14 protein-coding genes and 1 pseudogene are annotated in these 17,072 nt (G+C 73.2%); 5 read left to right on the forward strand and 10 right to left on the reverse strand.

Annotated features, from left to right (window positions below; all coding sequences use genetic code 11):
- Positions 1 to 10 precede the first annotated feature (10 nt).
- Positions 11 to 1,903: a serine/threonine-protein kinase gene (locus IF88_RS0116365; protein ID WP_030711879.1), complete on the forward strand. Its 1,893-nt coding sequence runs from the start codon at positions 11 to 13 to the stop codon at positions 1,901 to 1,903.
- Between the two features lie 25 nt (positions 1,904 to 1,928).
- Here the strand turns inward: IF88_RS0116365 and IF88_RS0116370 are convergent, their stop codons facing one another.
- From IF88_RS0116370 to IF88_RS0116390, 5 genes are all read right to left on the reverse strand, one after another.
- Positions 1,929 to 3,329: a M1 family metallopeptidase gene (locus tag IF88_RS0116370; RefSeq protein ID WP_030711882.1), complete on the reverse strand. Its 1,401-nt coding sequence runs from the start codon at positions 3,327 to 3,329 to the stop codon at positions 1,929 to 1,931.
- Between the two features lie 91 nt (positions 3,330 to 3,420).
- Positions 3,421 to 7,374: a Pls/PosA family non-ribosomal peptide synthetase gene (locus IF88_RS0116375; protein ID WP_030711885.1), complete on the reverse strand. Its 3,954-nt coding sequence runs from the start codon at positions 7,372 to 7,374 to the stop codon at positions 3,421 to 3,423.
- 206 nt (positions 7,375 to 7,580) lie between these two features.
- Complete coding sequence (locus IF88_RS0116380; protein ID WP_030711889.1) at positions 7,581 to 8,063, reverse strand: DUF6328 family protein; 483 nt, start codon at positions 8,061 to 8,063, stop codon at positions 7,581 to 7,583.
- Positions 8,064 to 8,089: 26 nt separating this feature from the next.
- Complete coding sequence (locus IF88_RS0116385; protein WP_030711892.1) at positions 8,090 to 8,413, reverse strand: hypothetical protein; 324 nt, start codon at positions 8,411 to 8,413, stop codon at positions 8,090 to 8,092.
- A 34-nt stretch (positions 8,414 to 8,447) separates the two neighbouring features.
- A complete protein-coding gene (locus IF88_RS0116390) occupies positions 8,448 to 8,903 on the reverse strand; it encodes a Fur family transcriptional regulator (RefSeq protein WP_051836991.1) in 456 nt (151 codons plus the stop codon).
- Between the two features lie 303 nt (positions 8,904 to 9,206).
- Here IF88_RS0116390 and katG point away from each other — a divergent pair, with 303 nt between their 5' ends.
- Positions 9,207 to 11,438 (forward strand): catalase/peroxidase HPI, encoded by a 2,232-nt coding sequence (gene katG / locus IF88_RS0116395; RefSeq protein WP_030711897.1) that lies wholly within the window; start codon positions 9,207 to 9,209, stop codon positions 11,436 to 11,438.
- Positions 11,439 to 11,606: 168 nt separating this feature from the next.
- Here the strand turns inward: katG and IF88_RS0116400 are convergent, their stop codons facing one another.
- Both IF88_RS0116400 and IF88_RS0116405 read right to left on the reverse strand, forming a co-directional pair.
- Entirely contained in the window at positions 11,607 to 11,981 is a 375-nt protein-coding gene (locus IF88_RS0116400; RefSeq protein ID WP_158754405.1) for a hypothetical protein, read from the reverse strand.
- Positions 11,982 to 12,112: 131 nt separating this feature from the next.
- Complete coding sequence (locus IF88_RS0116405) at positions 12,113 to 12,538, reverse strand: YjbQ family protein (protein ID WP_030711903.1); 426 nt, start codon at positions 12,536 to 12,538, stop codon at positions 12,113 to 12,115.
- Positions 12,539 to 12,665: 127 nt separating this feature from the next.
- On the opposite strand from IF88_RS0116405, the gene IF88_RS0116410 reads away from it, so the two are divergent.
- From IF88_RS0116410 to IF88_RS49035, 3 genes and pseudogenes are all read left to right on the forward strand, one after another.
- Positions 12,666 to 12,863, forward strand: coding sequence for a response regulator transcription factor (locus IF88_RS0116410; RefSeq protein ID WP_030711907.1), 198 nt, complete (start codon positions 12,666 to 12,668; stop codon positions 12,861 to 12,863).
- A 12-nt stretch (positions 12,864 to 12,875) separates the two neighbouring features.
- Positions 12,876 to 13,148 (forward strand): annotated as a pseudogene (locus IF88_RS0116415) (two-component sensor histidine kinase); the annotation flags it as partial.
- A gap of 28 nt (positions 13,149 to 13,176) precedes the next feature.
- Positions 13,177 to 14,082, forward strand: coding sequence for a hypothetical protein (locus tag IF88_RS49035; RefSeq protein ID WP_051836993.1), 906 nt, complete (start codon positions 13,177 to 13,179; stop codon positions 14,080 to 14,082).
- On the opposite strand, the gene IF88_RS0116425 is transcribed toward IF88_RS49035, so the two are convergent.
- The 3 genes from IF88_RS0116425 to IF88_RS0116435 form a co-directional block, all read right to left on the reverse strand.
- Entirely contained in the window at positions 14,051 to 14,431 is a 381-nt protein-coding gene (locus IF88_RS0116425; RefSeq protein ID WP_051836995.1) for a VOC family protein, read from the reverse strand. The two genes, IF88_RS49035 and IF88_RS0116425, sit on opposite strands and share 32 nt — an antisense overlap.
- 188 nt (positions 14,432 to 14,619) lie before the next feature.
- A complete protein-coding gene (locus IF88_RS0116430) occupies positions 14,620 to 15,468 on the reverse strand; it encodes a PaaX family transcriptional regulator C-terminal domain-containing protein (RefSeq protein WP_037806087.1) in 849 nt (282 codons plus the stop codon).
- Positions 15,469 to 15,593: 125 nt separating this feature from the next.
- Positions 15,594 to 16,937: a phytase gene (locus tag IF88_RS0116435; protein WP_030711923.1), complete on the reverse strand. Its 1,344-nt coding sequence runs from the start codon at positions 16,935 to 16,937 to the stop codon at positions 15,594 to 15,596.
- Positions 16,938 to 17,072 lie beyond the last annotated feature (135 nt).

A 17,072-nucleotide genomic window follows, 5' to 3' on the forward strand; every position in this document is an offset into this window, starting at 1 on the left:
CGGGGCAGACGTGTTAGAGCTGACGGGGAGCGGAGCCGAGCCGCTGGAGGCGGGGGATCCGCGCCGGATCGGGGCCATTCCGCTCGCGGGCCGGCTCGGGGCCGGAGGCATGGGGCGGGTGTACCTCGGTGTCCAAGAGGGCCGGTACGTCGCCGTCAAGCAGCTGCTGTCCTCCGTCGTCGGCGAGGACGCGGACTTCCTGCGGCGGTTCGGGCACGAGCTGGACAACCTCGCCCGGCTGCCCGCGGAGGCCACCGCGCCGCTGCTCGCCTGCGACCGCACCGCGAGCCCGCCGTGGTTCGCCACCGCGTACATCCCCGGGCTCACCCTGCGGGAGGCCATCGCGCTGCACGGCGGCCCGCTGCCCGCGGACGCGCTGTGGCTGCTGCTGCGGGAGGCGGCGGCGGGCCTGGCGGCGGTGCACGCGCTGGACATGGTGCACCGGGACCTCAAGCCGTCCAACGTCATGCTGACGCTCGACGGTCTCACGCTCATCGACTTCGGTGTCGCCCGCGCCGCGGAGCAGAGCCAGCTGACCCGGACCGGCATGGTGGTGGGCACGCCCGCCTACATGGCTCCCGAACAGGCCTCGGGCCGACGGCGGTTGAGCGGCGCAACCGACGTGTTCGCGCTGGGCTCGGTCCTCGCGTACGCGGCGTGCGGCCAGCCGCCCTTCGGCGACGAGTCGGGGCACGGCGTGCTGTACCGCATCGTCCACGAGGAGCCGGACCTGGATCCGTTGCGGGAGGCGGAGCCGGAGCTCGCCGACCTCGTCGCGGCCTGCCTGGCCAAGGACCCCGACGCCCGTCCCACCGCGGCCGAGCTCCTCGAACACGCCGCGCGGCACGGTCCGTTCACGGAGCCGCTGTGGCCGGCGGCCATCGCCGAGCGGCTCTCCGAGCGGGCCGCCTTCGCCGCGAACGTGCAGGAGGTCGACGTACCGACGCTCCCGCTCACGGGTGAGAAGCCGGAGCCGGACACCGAAACGGAGCCGGCACCGGCACCGGACAAGGGATCCGAGGAGGCACCGGAGGATCCCGGGCCGGCGCCCACACCCGCCGCGTCCCGCCCGGAACGGCCCGGGCGGCGCCGCCGCACCCGCGTCCTGCTGGCCGTCTTCCCCGTCGTCGTGGTCGCCGGCGGTACGACGCTCGCCGTCCAGTACCTGCCGCACACCGGCTCGCCGCAGGCCGACGCACGGAACGACCCGCGGACGTCGGTCACGGCGCCGGCCGACCCGTCACCGCCGACGACGACGGGCGGCAGCCCGGTGACCACGGCGTCACCCGCGCAGTCGCCGGCCCAGGACGAGGCCCAGGGCGGGGCGGGCGGCGTCCCCCCGGACGCGGCCGCCGCGGGCGCCGGCCAGGGACCCGGCCCCGGTTCCGGCCCGGGCGGCGGCGCCCAGACCGGTCCGGGCGGCGCGGGCGGCTCGGCCGGATCCGGCAACTCCGCGAACGCGGGCGGCGCCGGCAGTACGCGCCCCTCCGGCGGCGCAACGTCCACCGCCCCCACGGCCCCGGCCCCTCCGGCGCCCCCCGCGTCCGGCACCTACCGCTACCGCAACGGCGACAACGGCAAGTGCGTCACCCAGGTGTTCGGCGCCTCGGACTTCGGCGAGTGCTCGGACGGGTCCGCCCGCTGGACCGTGCAGGGCAGGTCGGACGGCGGTTTCAAGCTCGTCAACCAGCAGAGCGGTCAGTGCCTGTACTCCAACGGGCTCGGCCAGGCCGTCTTCGTGGGCGACTGCGCCCAGGACATCGGCCGGATCTGGCGCACCGGCGCGAACGGCAGCCTTCGCAGCGACCTCGGCGGCGGCTGCCTCGACCTGGGCATGGCCAGCGGCCTGGTCACGAAGTCCTGCGGCGGGGAGGCCTCCCAGCGCTGGACTAGGCAGAGCTAGCCGCCCGGCGCTGGACGAGGCAGAGCTAGGCGGAGGTCCGGCCGCGGCGCCCCTTGCCGGGGCCGCCGTTCGTCGGGGGGTAGCCGGGCTTCGCCGGTATCGCCGGGGAGGGCAGCGGCGGAAGTGCCGGCTCGTAGAGCCACGCCGAGAACAGGTCGTCCAGGGGGTCGGCGGCGTAGCGGGCCACGTGGGTGGTGAATCCGGCGGTGGTCACCACCCCGTTGCGGTGGACGGTGAGCCAGTCGCGCAGCATGCGGAAGAACGCGCCGTCGCCCAGGGCGCAGCGGACCGCGTGCACGGCGAGGCCCCCGCGCTGGTACAGGCGGTCGTCGAACATGAGCTTGCGGCCCGGGTCGGCCAGCCGCAGGTCCTGCGTCCGCGTGGCCAGCAGCCGGTGTGCGGTGACCGCCAGCTCGTGCGCGGTCCGCCCGCCGGAGCGCTCCGACCAGAGCCACTCGGCGTACTTCGCGAAGCCCTCGTTCAGCCAGATGTGCCGCCAGTCGGCGATGGTCACGCTGTTGCCGAACCACTGGTGCGCGAGCTCGTGGGCGATGAGGCGTTCCGAACCGCGGGCGCCGTCGACGTGGTTGGTGCCGAACAGGGAGAGGCCCTGGGCCTCGACCGGTACGTCCAGTTCCTCGTCGGCGACGACGACCGTGTACTCGCCGAAGGGGTAGGGCCCGAACAGTTCCTCGAACAGCTGCATCATCGCGGGCTGCCGGGCGAAGTCGCGGGAGAACTGCGGCAGCAGGTGCGCGGGCACGTGGGCGCTCTGCGGGACACCGCCGAGCCCGGGGTCGCCGAGCAGCACCGTCTGGTGCATGCCGATGGACAGGCCGACGAGGTAGCTGGAGGTCGGCGCGGACTGCTCGTACACCCAGGTGGTGGTGCTGGCCCTGGTGGTCCGGGTGAGCAGCCGGCCGCCGGCGACGACGGTGTAGGCGGAGGGCGTGTTGACGGAGATCTGGTACGAGGCCTTGTCGGCGGGCCGGTCGTTGCACGGGTACCAGGAGGGGGCGCCGACCGGCTGGCTGGCCACCAGCGCGCCGTCGGTCAGCTCCTCCCAGCCGAGGCCGCCCCAGGGGCTGCGCACCGGCTTGGGGTTGCCCGCCCAGTGCACCTCCACGGTGAAGGCGGCGCCGGCGGGCAGCGGCTTGGCCGGCCGGATGCGGAGCCTGCCGCCGCGGTGCGCGTAGTGCGGCGCCCGGCCGTTGACGAGGACGCGTCCTATTCTGAACTCGGCCAGGTTGAGGTGGAACTCGGTGAGCGGGGCCCGCCCGGCGATGGCGCTGAGCCGGGCCGTCCCGGCCAGCCGGTTGGGGCCGGGACGGTATTCCAGAGCGAGTTCGTACCGGTGCACCCGGTAACGGGAGTCGCCGTTGGCCGGAAAGTACGGGTCCGACACCTCTGTCTTCTGGCCGCTCACTGCCGCTTCCGCTCCCTGCGCTGTGCTCGTACGACGTGCTGGTGTCCCGCTGCCGCCACTGCCGTTCCCGACCACCGCAGGGACGGTCCGTTCAGGACCGCCACGCCTCGATCGGATTGCCCAGCCAGCGGGTGTCGGCGGGGACGGATTCCCCGGCCATCACGAGAGAGGCGGGACCCAGCGTGCTGCGGGCCCCGACCGTGCTGCCGGGCAGGACGATTCCGCCCGGGCCCAGGGTGGCGCCCTCGCGGAGGACCACAGTATCCGTCCTCAAGATCCGGTCGTGGAAGAGGTGTGTCTGCAACACACAGCCGCGGTTCACGCTGACCGCGTCACCCAGGACGACCAGGTCCATCTCGGGCAGCCAGTAGCTCTCGCACCACACGCCGCGGCCGATGCGGGCCCCGAGCGCGCGCAGCCACAGGGCCAGCAGCGGGGTGCCGGGCACGGATCCGGCCAGCCACGGCACGGCCAGTACCTCGACGAAGGTGTCGGCCAGTTCGTTGCGCCATACGAAGGCGCTCCACAGCGGGTGCTCGCCCGCCCGGTGGCGGCCCACCAACACCCATTTCGCGGCGACCGAGACCGCGCAGGCGGCCACCCCGGCGGCCAGCAGGACCGCTCCGGACAGCAGGGCGGCGCCCCAGATCCCCAGCCCGGCCGCGGTGATCAGCGCGCAGAGCGTCGCCACGGTCAGGACGGCCAGCGCGGCCGAGCAGAAAACGGGGACGAGCCGGCACAGCTCCACCAGGCCGCGCGCCCACAGCAGGTGCGCGGGCGGGTCGTAGGTCCGGCTCTGGTCGGCGTCGGCGGCGGAGCGCGGCAGCTTGACCGGTGGCAGGCCCAGGTACGAGCTGCCCTTCTTGGCCTTCTTCGGGGTGGCGGACAGCACGCCGACGAGCCCGTCGTCCGGCACGGTGCGGCCCGGGGCGGTCATTCCGGAGTTGCCGAGGAAGGCCCGGCGGCCGATCTCGGAGTGTCCGATGCGTACCCAGCCGCCGCCCAGTTCGTAGGGGGCGGTCAGGGTGTCGTCGGCGAGGAACGCGCCTTCGCCCACGGTGGTGAGGCTCGGCAGCGCGAGGACGGTGGACACTTCCGCGCCCCGGCCGATCTTCATGCCGAGCAGCCGCAGCCACACGGGGGTGATCAGCCCGGCGTAGAGCGGGAAGAGCGTTTCCCGGGACAGGTCCATCAGCTGGGTGACCGTCCAGGCCTGCCAGCCGACCCTGCTGTGCGTCGGATGGTTGCCGGTGCGCAGGCCGAGGCTGAGCAGCCGTACAAAGACCAGCAGCAGCAGGGCGTACGCGCAGCCGAAGGCGAGGGCTCCGGGGACGACGGCGATGAGCGCTCCGCGCAGGGCCGGGGCGAGCCCGGCGTCGGCGGGCACGAACCGGCTCACGACGAGCAGGGCGGGCACGGTGGCGAGCACGGGCAGAGCCGTCAGGCTGAAGCCGGTCGCTCCGTACATGGCCCGCCAGTGGACCGAACGCGGCGGGCGTTCCTTGGGCCAGTTGCGCTTGGCCTTGCCGAGCTTGCCGGCGGGCGCTCCGGCCCAGCGCTGGCCGGTGGGGATCTGGCCGACCACGGCGGAGCCGGGGGCCACCTCGGCCCGCTTGCCGACCCGGGCGCCGGGGAAGAGGATGCTGCGGGTGCCGACCACCGCGCCGGCGCCGACCTTGACCTGGCCGATCTCCAGCCGCTCCCCGTCCAGCCAGTGCCCGGAGAGGTCCACCTCGGACTCCACGGCGCAGCCGCGGCCGAGTTTGAGCATGCCGGTGACCGGGGGCAGGGAGTGCAGGTCCACCTCGGGGCCGATCTTGGCGCCGAGGGCCCGCCCGTAGCGTTCCAGCCAGGAGCCGGTGAGTGAGGTCGCGCCGATGTACTCGGCCAGCCGCTCGGCGGTCCACAGCCGCAGGTGAACGCTCCCGCCGCGCGGGTGACGGCCCGCCTTGACACCGCGCAGCAGCAGGCGGGCGCCGCCGGCGGCGATCGCGAGGCGGCCGGGCGGGCTGAAGAGCAGTGCGGCTCCGGCGGCGACGAGCCACCAGGAGGCCGTCGGCGCCCACGGGTAGGGCCCGAACCGGTGCAGTACGTTGCCGAGGGCCAGCAGCGCCACGGTCCAGCGCAGGCCGACCAGGGTGTACAGGGGGAGCAGCAGCAGCGACTGGATCACCTTGGCGCGGAGCGGAACGGGCGCGATGACCCGGGCCGCGTCGTCGTCCTGTACGGACTTCTCCAGGCGGCGGGCCAGCTTGCGCAGGACGGGCTGCTGGTAGATGTCGAGGACGGCCGCACGCGGGTAGCGGGTGCGCAGCCGGGTGGTGAGCTGGGCGGCGGCGAGGCTGCTGCCGCCGATCGCGAAGAAGTCGTCGGCGGCGCTGTTGACGGCCACTCCGAGGGTCTCGCTCCACTGCTCGGCGAGCCAGGCCTCGGTGCCGTAGAGCTGCTCGGCGGGGCCGGTGGTCTCCAGTTCGGGCAGCGGCCAGGGCAGTGCGTCGCGGTCCACCTTGCCGGAGGTGCGGGTGGGGAGCTCGTCGACCGGTGCGAGCAGCGGTACGAGGGCGGCGGGCAGCTCGGAGCGCAGCCGCTCGACGGCGGCCGCGTGGTCCCAGCCCTCCTGGGTGACCAGGTAGCCGACGAGGAGCTGGTTGCCGCTGCGGGCGGTGCGCACGGCCGCAGCGGCGCCGGCGACGCCCGGCAGGGCCTGCAGGGCGGCGTCCACCTCGCCCAGCTCGATCCGGCGGCCGCCGAGCTTGATCTGCTCGTCGGCGCGGCCGAGGAAGACCAGGCCTTCCGGTTCGGCTCGGACGAGGTCGCCGCTGCGGTAGGCGCGCTGCCAGCCCAGGGATTCGAGCGGGGCGTACTTCTCGGCGTCCTTCTCGGGGTCGAGGTAGCGGGCGAGGCCGACGCCGCCGATGACGAGCTGGCCGCTGCCGCCCATCGGCACCGGCTCGCCGGACTCGTCGACGACGGCCAGTTCCCAGCCGTTGAGAGGGAGGCCGATCCGGATGGGTTCCGCACCGGTGAGGAGGGCGGCGCAGGCGACGACGGTGGCCTCGGTGGGCCCGTAGGTGTTCCAGACCTCGCGGCCCTCGGTGACCAGGCGCTGGGTGAGCTCGGGCGGGCAGGCCTCGCCGCCGAAGATCAGCAGCCGGACCTCGTTGAGGGTCTCGGGCTCCCAGAGCGCGGCCAGGGTCGGCACGGTGGAGACCACGGTGATCTCCTGGTCCGCCAGCCAGGGGCCCAGGTCGGCGCCGCTGCGGACCTGGGAGCGCGGGACGGGGACGAGGCAGGCGCCGTAGCGCCAGGCGAGCCACATCTCCTCGCAGGAGGCGTCGAAGGCGACGGACAGGCCGGCCATGACGCGGTCGCCGGGGCCGATCGGCTCCTCGGTGAGGAAGAGTGCGGCCTCGGCGTCGACGAAGGCCGCGGCGCTGCGGTGGCTGACGGCGACGCCCTTGGGCTTGCCGGTGGAGCCGGAGGTGAAGATGATCCACGCGTCGTGCTCGGGGCCGGGCCGCGCTGCGGACACGGCTGCGCCCGCGAGGCCGGTGGCGTCGATGCGCCCTCCGGCGCCCAGCACGGCCCGTACGCCGGCCTCGCCGAAGACCAGTTCGGCGCGCTCGTCGGGGTCCTCGGCGTCGACCGGGACGTAGGCGGCGCCCGCGGCGAGCACGGCGAGGATGTCCGCGTACAGCTCGTTGGTCCCGGACGGCACGCGTACGCCGACGCGGTCGCCGCGGCCCACCCCGGCGGCCGCGAGGGCGCGGCGGCGGCGCTCGACCTCGGCGGCCAGCGCCCGGTACGTCAAGCGGGTGGTGCCGTCGTCCAGGGCGAGTTCGTCGGGGTACGCCCGTACGGAGGCCTCGAAGATGTCGACGAGGGTGCGCGTGGGGGCGGCGGGGCCGGCGGAGAACCGGGCGGACTTGCCGGACTCCCCGCTCGCGTCGGCCGCCCCGCTCGCGTCGGCCGCCCCGCTCGCGTCTCCGTACGCCTCCTCGCCGTCGAGCAGAGTGAGTTCACCGTGGTCAGGTGTTGCAGCCATCGGCCCTCGCGTCTCGTTCCCGGACGTCCCGGGTCGCCGGCGGAGCCCAGGTCTGCCCGGGTTGTTCCGTTCCAGCGCCAAACGACCCACCAGTCTAGTGCGGTATCAAGGGTCTTCTTCTTGAAGCCTGACGTGTGGCCGGGAAGGAACGATGGCGCCGCACCGTGGTGAACGGGTCGTGAACGGGTCACGAACGGGCCTGCCGCTCAGTGCTCCGAGGTGTACCGGATCCGCGCCCACAGCGGCAGGACGAACCAGCACAGGAGGTACCAGGCCAGCACGCCCGCCACCAGCCAGGGCACGAGGGTGTCGTGGGTGGCGACCCGCAGGACCAGGAAGAGGGCCGCGGTGCAGGTGGCCAGCAACAGGACGAGACCGGCGAAGGTCAGGCGCGAGGCCCAGGCTACGGCCTCGGGCTTGATGCGCCGGCCGGAGACGACGCGGTGGAAGGCGACGGGCCCGATGAGCGCGCCGGTCGCCAGCGAGCCGAGCACGACGGTGACGGTGTAGATGGTCTTGTCGGTCTGCGGAAGTTCGTGGAAGAGGGGGGTGAACACGACCGTCAACAGGAAGCCGAAGAGGATCTGCACGCCCGTCTGGGCGACGCGGATCTCCTGGATCAGCTCCTGCCACTGCCGGTCCGCGCGTTCTTCTTCGCTCTCGTTCCTTCCGTCGGGGGCTTCCGCCATGGCGCCTCCACTCGACGACGTGCGGTTCAATGGCCGAGCTCCCGCTTGAGTTCGGCCTTGTCCATGGAGGAGCGGCCGTGCAGGTTGCGGCGCTTGGCCTCCTCGTAGAGCTGTTCGTACGTGGGCCCCTGCGCGCCTTTGTGGGAGCGCTGTCCGCCCCGCTCGGCCGAGGACATGTCCTGGAGCGACGTCTTGCTCGCCGTCTTGGACTCGCCGGCGCGGGCCCGTTCCTTGTTGACCGTCCTGGCGGCGATCTCCTCGGCACGCCCGGTGCTCTCGCCGCGCTTCTGCGCGCTCTCCTTGGTGTGCTCGTACTGGCGTTCGCGCTTCTGACTGAAACTGCGGGGCACGGTGCCTCCTTGGTCGACGCCCGGTGTGCGGCGCCTACCCGCTCCGCGTCCGCTCACTCCCGGTCCCCTCAGGCACTCCCTGGGCGCAGGCCGGGCACAGACCGCGGTAGGTGACCTCGACCCCGGACACCGTGAAACCGAAGCGCTCCTCGGGCGGGAGGCCGGCCAGGGGGCTTCCGGTCGGGTGGACGTCGCGGATCAGCCCGCATCCGGAGCACACCAGGTGCTGGTGCGGGTGGTGCGCGTTGGGGTCGTAGCGCTTGGCCCGGCCGTCGGTGGTGACCTCCCCGACCTCGCCGAGGGCGACCAGCTCGCCCAGGGCGTTGTAGACGGTGGCCCGGGAGATCTCGGGCAGCCGCTCCGCCGCACGGGCGTGCACCTCGTCGGCCGTGAGGTGCACGTGGTCTCCGTCGAGGACCTCCGCGACGACGCGCCGCTGGGACGTCATCCGCCAGCCACGCCCGCGCAGCCGTTGCAGCAGGTCACTCATATCGGCTCCCCTGTTTCAGGTTCGACGGGTGCCCGAGGTCTGTCGGCCGACATCGGGAATCCGACTCAATATGGGCTTGGTGTGCTTCTTGACTTGGATTCCGTCCATCGTAGGATCGGTTTGATGGATAGCCAAGAGACAGGACGACTCCTGAGCGGCAGGTGACACCGTCCGGGACGGTGACCGCCTCGGCGTCGAGCCGACCGACGAGGCAGAGACCGTGCACGGGGGCCCCTCGCCCCCGGCAGTTCCCTCGCATTCAGTTCCTGAACACCGTGATCCGCCTGGTACGGAAGGATTCCCATGTCTGAGAACCATGATGCAATCGTCGTAGACGCCAAGTCGGAGGGCGGTGGTGGCTGCCCGGTCGCACACGAGCGCGCCCCGCATCCGACTCAGGGCGGCGGAAACCGTCAGTGGTGGCCGGAACGGCTCAACCTGAAGATCCTCGCCAAGAACCCCGCCGTGGCCAACCCGCTCGGCGAGGAGTTCGACTACGCCGAGGCGTTCAAGTCCCTCGATCTCCCTGCCGTGAAGCGGGACATCGCGGAGGTGCTGACCACCTCGCAGGACTGGTGGCCCGCCGACTTCGGCCACTACGGCCCCTTCATGATCCGCATGGCCTGGCACAGCGCCGGCACCTACCGCATCAGCGACGGCCGCGGCGGCGCCGGAGCCGGCCAGCAGCGGTTCGCGCCGCTCAACAGCTGGCCGGACAACGCCAACCTCGACAAGGCCCGCCGACTGCTGTGGCCGGTCAAGAAGAAGTACGGCCAGAGCCTGTCGTGGGCCGACCTCCTGATCCTGACCGGCAACGTGGCACTGGAGCAGATGGGCTTCGAGACCTTCGGCTTCGGCGGCGGTCGCGCGGACGTCTGGGAGCCCGACGAGGACGTCTACTGGGGTCCCGAGACCACCTGGCTCGACGACGAGCGCTACAGCGGCGACCGCGAGCTGGAGAACCCGCTCGGCGCGGTCCAGATGGGCCTCATCTACGTCAACCCGGAGGGCCCGAACGGCACTCCGGACCCGCTGGCCGCCGCGCGCGACATCCGTGAGACGTTCCGCCGGATGGCGATGAACGACGAGGAGACGGTCGCCCTGATCGCGGGCGGCCACACCTTCGGCAAGACCCACGGCGCGGGCCCGGCGGAGAGCGTCGGCGCGGACCCCGAGGCCGCCTCGGTCGAGCAGCAGGGCCTCGGCTGGGCGAACTCCTTCGGTACCGGCAAGGGCGCCGACGCGATCACCAGCGGTCTGGAGGGCATCTGGACGAACACCCCGATCACCTGGGACAACAGCTTCTTCGAGATCCTCTTCGGCTATGAGTGGGAGCTGTTCAAGAGCCCCGCCGGCGCGCACCAGTGGCGGCCGAAGGACGGGGCGGGCGCGGGTACCGTGCCCGACGCCCACGACGCGTCCAAGAGTCACGCGCCGACGATGCTGACGACCGACCTCTCGCTGCGGATCGACCCGGCCTACGAGCAGATATCCCGGCGCTTCCTGGAGAACCCCGCCGAGTTCGCGGACGCCTTCGCCCGCGCCTGGTACAAGCTGACCCACCGCGACATGGGCCCGGTCGTGCGCTACCTCGGCCCGGAGGTCCCGGCCGAGACGCTGCTGTGGCAGGACCCGCTCCCGCCGGTGACGCACGAGCTCGTCGACGCCGCCGACATCGCCTCCCTCAAGCAGCAGGTCCTCGCCTCGGACCTGACGGTGTCCCAGCTCGTGTCCACGGCGTGGGCCTCGGCCTCGTCGTTCCGCGGCAGCGACAAGCGCGGCGGTGCCAATGGCGCGCGCATCCGGCTCCAGCCGCAGAGCGGGTGGGAGGTCAACGAACCCGACCAGCTGGCGACGGTGCTGCGCACGCTGACGGGGATCCAGGACTCCTTCAACGCCGCCCAGTCCGGCGGCAAGCGGATCTCGCTCGCCGACCTGATCGTGCTCGCCGGCGCAGCCGCCGTCGAACAGGGCGCCAAGGACGCCGGCTTCGACATCGAGGTGCCTTTCGCGCCGGGCCGCGCGGACGCGGCGCAGGAGCAGACGGACGTGGAGTCGTTCGCCGCGCTGGAGCCGACCGCCGACGGGTTCCGCAACTACCTGGGGAAGGGCAACCGGCTGCCGGCCGAGTACCTCCTCATCGACAAGGCGAACCTGCTGAACCTGAGCGCGCCCGAGCTGACCGTCCTGGTCGGTGGCCTGCGCGTCCTGGGCGCGAACCACCAGCAGAGCTCGCACGGCGTCTTCACCACCTCCCCCGGGTCCCTGACGAACGACTTCTTCGTCAACCTTCTCGACCTGGGCACGACGTGGAAGGCGACGGCAGGGGACGAGAGCACCTTCGAGGGCCGCGACGCCGCCACGGGCGCCCTCAAGTGGACCGGCACCCGCGCCGACCTGGTCTTCGGGTCGAACTCGGAGCTGCGCGCGCTCGCGGAGGTCTATGCGAGCGACGACGCGAAGGCGAAGTTCGTCAAGGACTTCGTCGCCGCGTGGGACAAGGTGATGACGCTGGACCGCTTCGACCTCGCGTGACCCGAAGTCCGGGCCGGCCGCCCACTCCGGCCGGCCGGCCCGGACGCCCCAGAGTGTGTCTGCAGGAGGCGGAGCCTTGGAAATGATCTTCCGGAAGCTCTCGCCTGGCGCTGGTGACCGACGCCCCGCCGCGCGGCGGTCCACGTGTGCGCGGACGCGGCCGGCAGGTCACTCCACTCGGGCGATCTCCTGGTCCACGGCGTCGACTTCCGCCTCTCGGCCCATGAGTACCAGCTGTTGCTTGTAGCGGAGCAGCGCGCCGACGAGCACGCGTGCCCGGTCGGGCTCCATGGAGTAGATGCGGCGGGCGGCGGCGACGGCCTCGGCGCGCAGGGCCAGGGCCGTCTCGGGCAGGTGGGCGAACTCCATGCGGCTGTATTCGTACAGCGCGTGGGGCAGCAGGGGCAGGTACGCCAGCGGACTCACCTGGGCGAGCACGCGGTAGGCGGCGACCTCCTGACGGACCGACAGTGCCTGTGATCCGAGGAGGGCCACTCGGGCTCGGAGTACCGCGTCGTGACTGGGGTGCGCTGTGTGAGTCATGACGGTGATTCTCAAAGCCGCACAGGGGTCCGAACAAGACAATCCGGCTGTGCCCTTGGTCCTACGAAAATGCCCTCTGACCTGTCATGATGGTGACGTCTTCACCCCTGCGCCCCGGCTCTGACGCTCCTTCAGCAGCCGAGGAAGGTCAGGCGGACCTGGCGCCGGGGGTTGTCCCGGTTGGTGTCCACCAGGGTGACGGACTGCCAGGTGCCCAGCGCGAGCGTTCCGTCGATCACCGGCAGCGTCGCGTGGGGCGGGACGATCGCGGGCAGTACGTGGTCCCGCCCGTGGCCGGGGGATCCGTGCCGGTGCCGCCAGCGGTCGTCGGCGGGCAGGAGCGACCCCAGGGCCGTCAGGAGGTCGTCGTCGCTGCCCGCTCCCGTCTCGATGACGGCGAGGCCGGCGGTCGCGTGGGGCGTGAAGAGGTTCAGCAGTCCGCACTGGCCCCGTGCCACCTCCGCGAGGAAGGCGGCGCAGGCAGCGGTCAGGTCGTGGACCGTCTCCCGGTCCCCGGTCGTCACGTCGATGGTGCGCGAAGCGAAGGTGTCGGCCATGACCCCATCCTCACGCCGGGGTGGCCCGCTTCCGTGCAGCCACGGCCGGTGTCGTCCGGCGCGGCCGGTCCGCCTACGATGATCACAGGGGGCGCGATCCGTCCCCGCGCACGCTCCGGGGGGAACCGTGACCGAGGAACCGGGCGGGACCACGCACCGCCTGCTGCTCGTCGAGGACGACGTGGTGATCCGCGACACCGTCCGCATCGCGCTCGACCGGTACGGCTTCGCGACCACGGTCGCGGCGGACGGGCTGACCGGTCTGGAGCTCTTCCGCGAGCAGCGGTCGCGGCGCCGCCGGGTGCGCTGGCCGCCGGCCGGATGAGCCGACGTCGCGCACGAGCTGCGGACCCCGCTGACGGGCCTGGCCACCACCGCCGAACTGCGCTCGCAGGAGCCGGCCGCGGACTACGTCCGGGACCGGGTCAGGGTGTGGGGCGCGCTCGTGGAGGACCTGCCGGAGGTGTCGCGTCTCGACGGCGGGGTGGAGCAGCTGACGATCGCGCGGGGCCGGGCCGAGGGGGTCGGCGCGGAACCGGCCTTCTCGAACGCCCCGGACGGCGGGGCCGTGGCCACGCTGGTGCTGCCCGCCGCCGACCCGGCGCGGTAGCCGGCCGAATCGACGGAAGGGGGCCGGGGTGACCGAGGTGTGTTCGGTGGCCGAGGTGAAGGACTTGACGGAGGAGCTCGTCGCGCTCGATGTGGCGGCCGGGGCGCGGTGGGCGGTGGGCGCGGCCCTGGAGGCGGTCCGTACGGTCGGCGGCGGCCCGGTACGGGACGACGCGGAGCGGGCCGCGCGCGCCGAGCTGTTCCAGGTCGCCGCGTGGATCGCCTTCGACGCCGAACGGCACGACGTGTCGCGGCGGCTCCACCTGCGGGCCCTGGAGCTGGCCCGCGGCGGGCGCGCGGCCGGACCGGCCACCGTGGAACCCCTGGTGCTCGCGGTGCTGGCGATGCAGGAGGAGCACCTGGGCCGGCCCGGGAGTTCCCTTCGGATCGCGTCCTCCGTGCTGGCCCGCGAGGACCTTCCCGGGCGCGTCGCGGCGATCTTCCAGGTGCGTGCCGGGCGGGCCCTGGCCCGGCTGGGGCGCGGGCCCGAGGCCGGGCGGGCCCTGCGCACCGCCGCCGAGCTGCTCGACGACCCGCCGACGGACCGGGACCCGCCGTGGGCCTGGTGGTTCGACCGTCCCGAGCTCGAAGGCCACCAGGGACTGGCCCGGGCCGCGCTGGGGGACCTGGACGCGGCGGCCGCCCTCCTGCACGGCGCGGCGCACGCCGACGGTGACGGCCCGGCCTACCGGGTGCTGTTCGCGGCGGAGCTCGCCCGGGTCCTGGCCCGGGCGGGCGACTGGCGCGAGGCCGACACGGCCATGGGGACCCTGATGGAGGCCGTGCCCACCGTGGGGTCCGTGCGGGCGCTGCGGGTGATGGGCCGGGCCGCCGCGCTCGTCGAGGACGGCCGCCGCGTACCGCGCCGCACCCGTGACACCGCCCGCCACCTCGCCCGGGCGCTCAGGAGCGCGGCAGCTGAGCCGCCACGATGACGTTGCCGTAGAGGTCGGCGAAGTGCAGGGAACGGCCCGCGTCCCCCACCCGTTCGTTCCACACCCGCACACCGCGGGCGCGCAGGTGCGTGCCGGTCCGGCCCACGTCGTCCGTGTACAGGACGAGCAGGGGCCGGCCACCGCACTGACGGCCGATCAGCTCGCGTTCCAGGGCGGTGGTCGCGGGCATCAGCCAGAGGCCGGCCGTCGGCCGCCCGGTCGGGCCGGTCCGCCCGGGCAGGCCGATGTGCAGGTAGCGGTAGCCGTCGGCCGTCTGGTCGTGCAGCACCACGAAGCCCAGGACGTCCCGGTAGTAGGCCAGGGCGGCTTCGGCGTCCGCGACGAGCACCAGACGTCGTCATCGGCTGGACCGGGAGGAGGCCAACCTCGCCTTCGCGCTCAACCGGGCCTACGCCGACGTGACCAAGGACCAGGTGCTCGCGAGGGTGCGGAACACCTTCGGAGCGCGGGCGGGCGAGACCTACACCGCATACGAGGACCCGCCAGCCGCGTCACCAACCTGCCCGGACAACACGCCTAGGCCGTTCCGGAAGCGGGGGGCTCCTCCGTCAGGCCGGTGATCTCCTGGACGTGGCGCAGGCCGGGTGCGGCGAGTACGTCGTTGAGCTGCTGGAAGATCTGCCGGGCGGCGACGGCGTTCCAGTCGGCGGGGAGCAGTTCGGCGGGCAGGCCCGGGTCGAGGTACGGCAGGCGGCGCCACTGGGTGAGCATCGGGACGTAGGCGCGGAAGGCCTCGGCGCCGTCGACGTCGGGCTGCTCGGTCAGCTGCGCGGCGAGGGGTCCGTAGGCCTGGGTGAAGCCCGCGTACTGCTCCTCGATCGCCGGGAAGTCCCACCAGGAGCTGACGGTCTCGGGCAGCTCGCTGAAGGCGGCGTAGTCGGCGGCGAACAGGTGCACGTAGTCGCTGAGTCCGAGGCGGACGAGCATGTCGCGGGCGTCGCCGAGCAGGCGGCCGGGCGCCAGCCACACACCGGGGGCGATGTTGCCGAAGCCCAGCCAGGTCAGCCGGGTGCGCAGCTGGTAGCGGTACGACCGCTCGGACTCCGGAACGGAGAAGACGGCCATGGCCCAGCCGTCGCTGAGCTTCGCCGGTTCCAGGCTGGCGAAGATGCGCCGGTCGCCCTCGTCGAAGACGGGCCGGGCGGCCGCGCTGAGCCGGTACCCGGTGGCGCCGCGGCGTTCCGGTTCGAGGACGCCCTTCTTCTTGAGCCGGGAGATCGCCGAGCGCGCCGCCGGGCCGTCGACGTCCAGTTCGGACATCAGGGTGACCAGGTCGGCTACGGAGATCCAGCCTCCGAGGCGTCGCAGGAACGCCCCGTAGACCGTGTTGATCAACGAGCTGGGCCTGAGGGGACTGTCCGCCATGATCGCCTTCCGTCGTATGCGGTCGCGATCCTACCGAGCCGCGCGAACGCGGCGGCGTCCAGTCCCGTCCTGTCCTGTCCGGGCCCGGCCGTCCTCGGGGAGGCCGGTCCCGGACAGGCCCGGGGTCAGAGGCGCGCGGCCCCTTCGAGGCCGCCGAGGTCCACGAACTTGAAGTCGGTGTCGGTGCGGGCCTCCCCGTCGGGACCGGTGGTCCCGGGAGTGTTGGCGCCGTCCTGGACCACCAGCAGGCCGTTCGGGAACCTCCTGCCCAGCGGCGCGCTGGTGACGGCGGCGCCGTCGCACTCCTGCGACCCGTCGGGCACGCCGGGCCGGGTGCCCGCCGCGATGCGGAAGCTGCGGACGTAGGCGTTGCCGCGCTCGCGGTCGAAGACGGCGAAGGTGTCGTCGCCCTGGCTGGAGGCGAGCAGGTAGCCGCCGTGGCCGGGGTGCTCGGGGTCGCGCCAGATGGTCAGGCCCTCCACGTCGGCGGAGACGTGCCGGCCGCCGAAGCCGGGGTCCGCGCCCGCGTCGCATTCCTCGGTGGCGGGGTTCCTGGTGCCGGGCACCCCGAAGGAGCGGACCTTCTCGATCAGGCGGGCGGGGGAACGCAGGTCGGCGTCCAGCTTCCAGATGCCGACGTCCTCCTGGCCCGCGTAGAGGTCACCGGTGTCGGGATCGACGACCATGCCCTCGACCTGCGGGAGTTCGCCGGGCTCACCGCACGGGGTCCACGCCTTCCCGTCGGGGAGCGTGAAGGAGGACGGCAGCGAGGTGGTGCGGACGGTGCGGTAGCCGACCTTCCCCTGCGCGTCGGGCAGGAGTTCGGCGAGGGCGAGGGCGGTGGCGTGGCGTCGGCTGGTCACGGCGAAGGAACGGCCGCTGCGCCGGTCGGTGTACGCGGCCAGGCCGTAGACGGTGCGCTGGTCGTTGACCTCGTCCTGGTCGGCGGAGAAGACCTGCGGGGCCGCCGACTCGTCGGTGACGTCGACCAGCGGGGCCGAGGGCCGCCGGGGGTCGATCCGGTAGACGCGCAGCTGGTCGCGGCCCCGGTCGGAGACGACGGCCACATCGTGGCGGGCGCCGCCGGGGAAGCGGAGCCCGGTGATCAGGTCGACGTTGTTGAAGCGCCCGGGCGCGTCGCCCTCGCGCGGCGGCCGCGGGGCCGGCAGGGACTGCACCTGGCGTCCGTCGAGGTCGTACACGCGCAGGCCGCCCTCCTTGGCGGTGGCGATGACCAGACTGCGGTCCGGGTCCTTCTCGTTGCGCCAGATCGCGGGGTCGTCGGCGTTCGCGTTGCCGCCGGCCTCGTCGTCGAACAGGGAGGGCGTCTCCAGGGAGGCCTGCACCTGGGGCAGCGCGGGCACCGCGCCGTGGTCGCCGCGGGCGTGCGCCGGGCCGGCGACCACTCCCAGGGCCACGAGGGTCGCCGCTGCCACGACCGGTGTCCGCCTTCTCCTGATCACGCTCATCCTGCCTCCTGCTCATGCTATTGGGTGGGGGGCCGGGCCGCGGTTCGATCCGCCGGGGGTGCTCCTGACGGTGCTCCCGGTCCGGCGCCACCACGGTGGGCCACCCGAGGGTGGCCGCCGTGGAGTGGATATGAC

The sequence above is a fragment of the Streptomyces sp. NRRL F-2580 genome (assembly GCF_000720115.1).
Classification (GTDB): Bacteria; Actinomycetota; Actinomycetes; order Streptomycetales; family Streptomycetaceae; genus Streptomyces.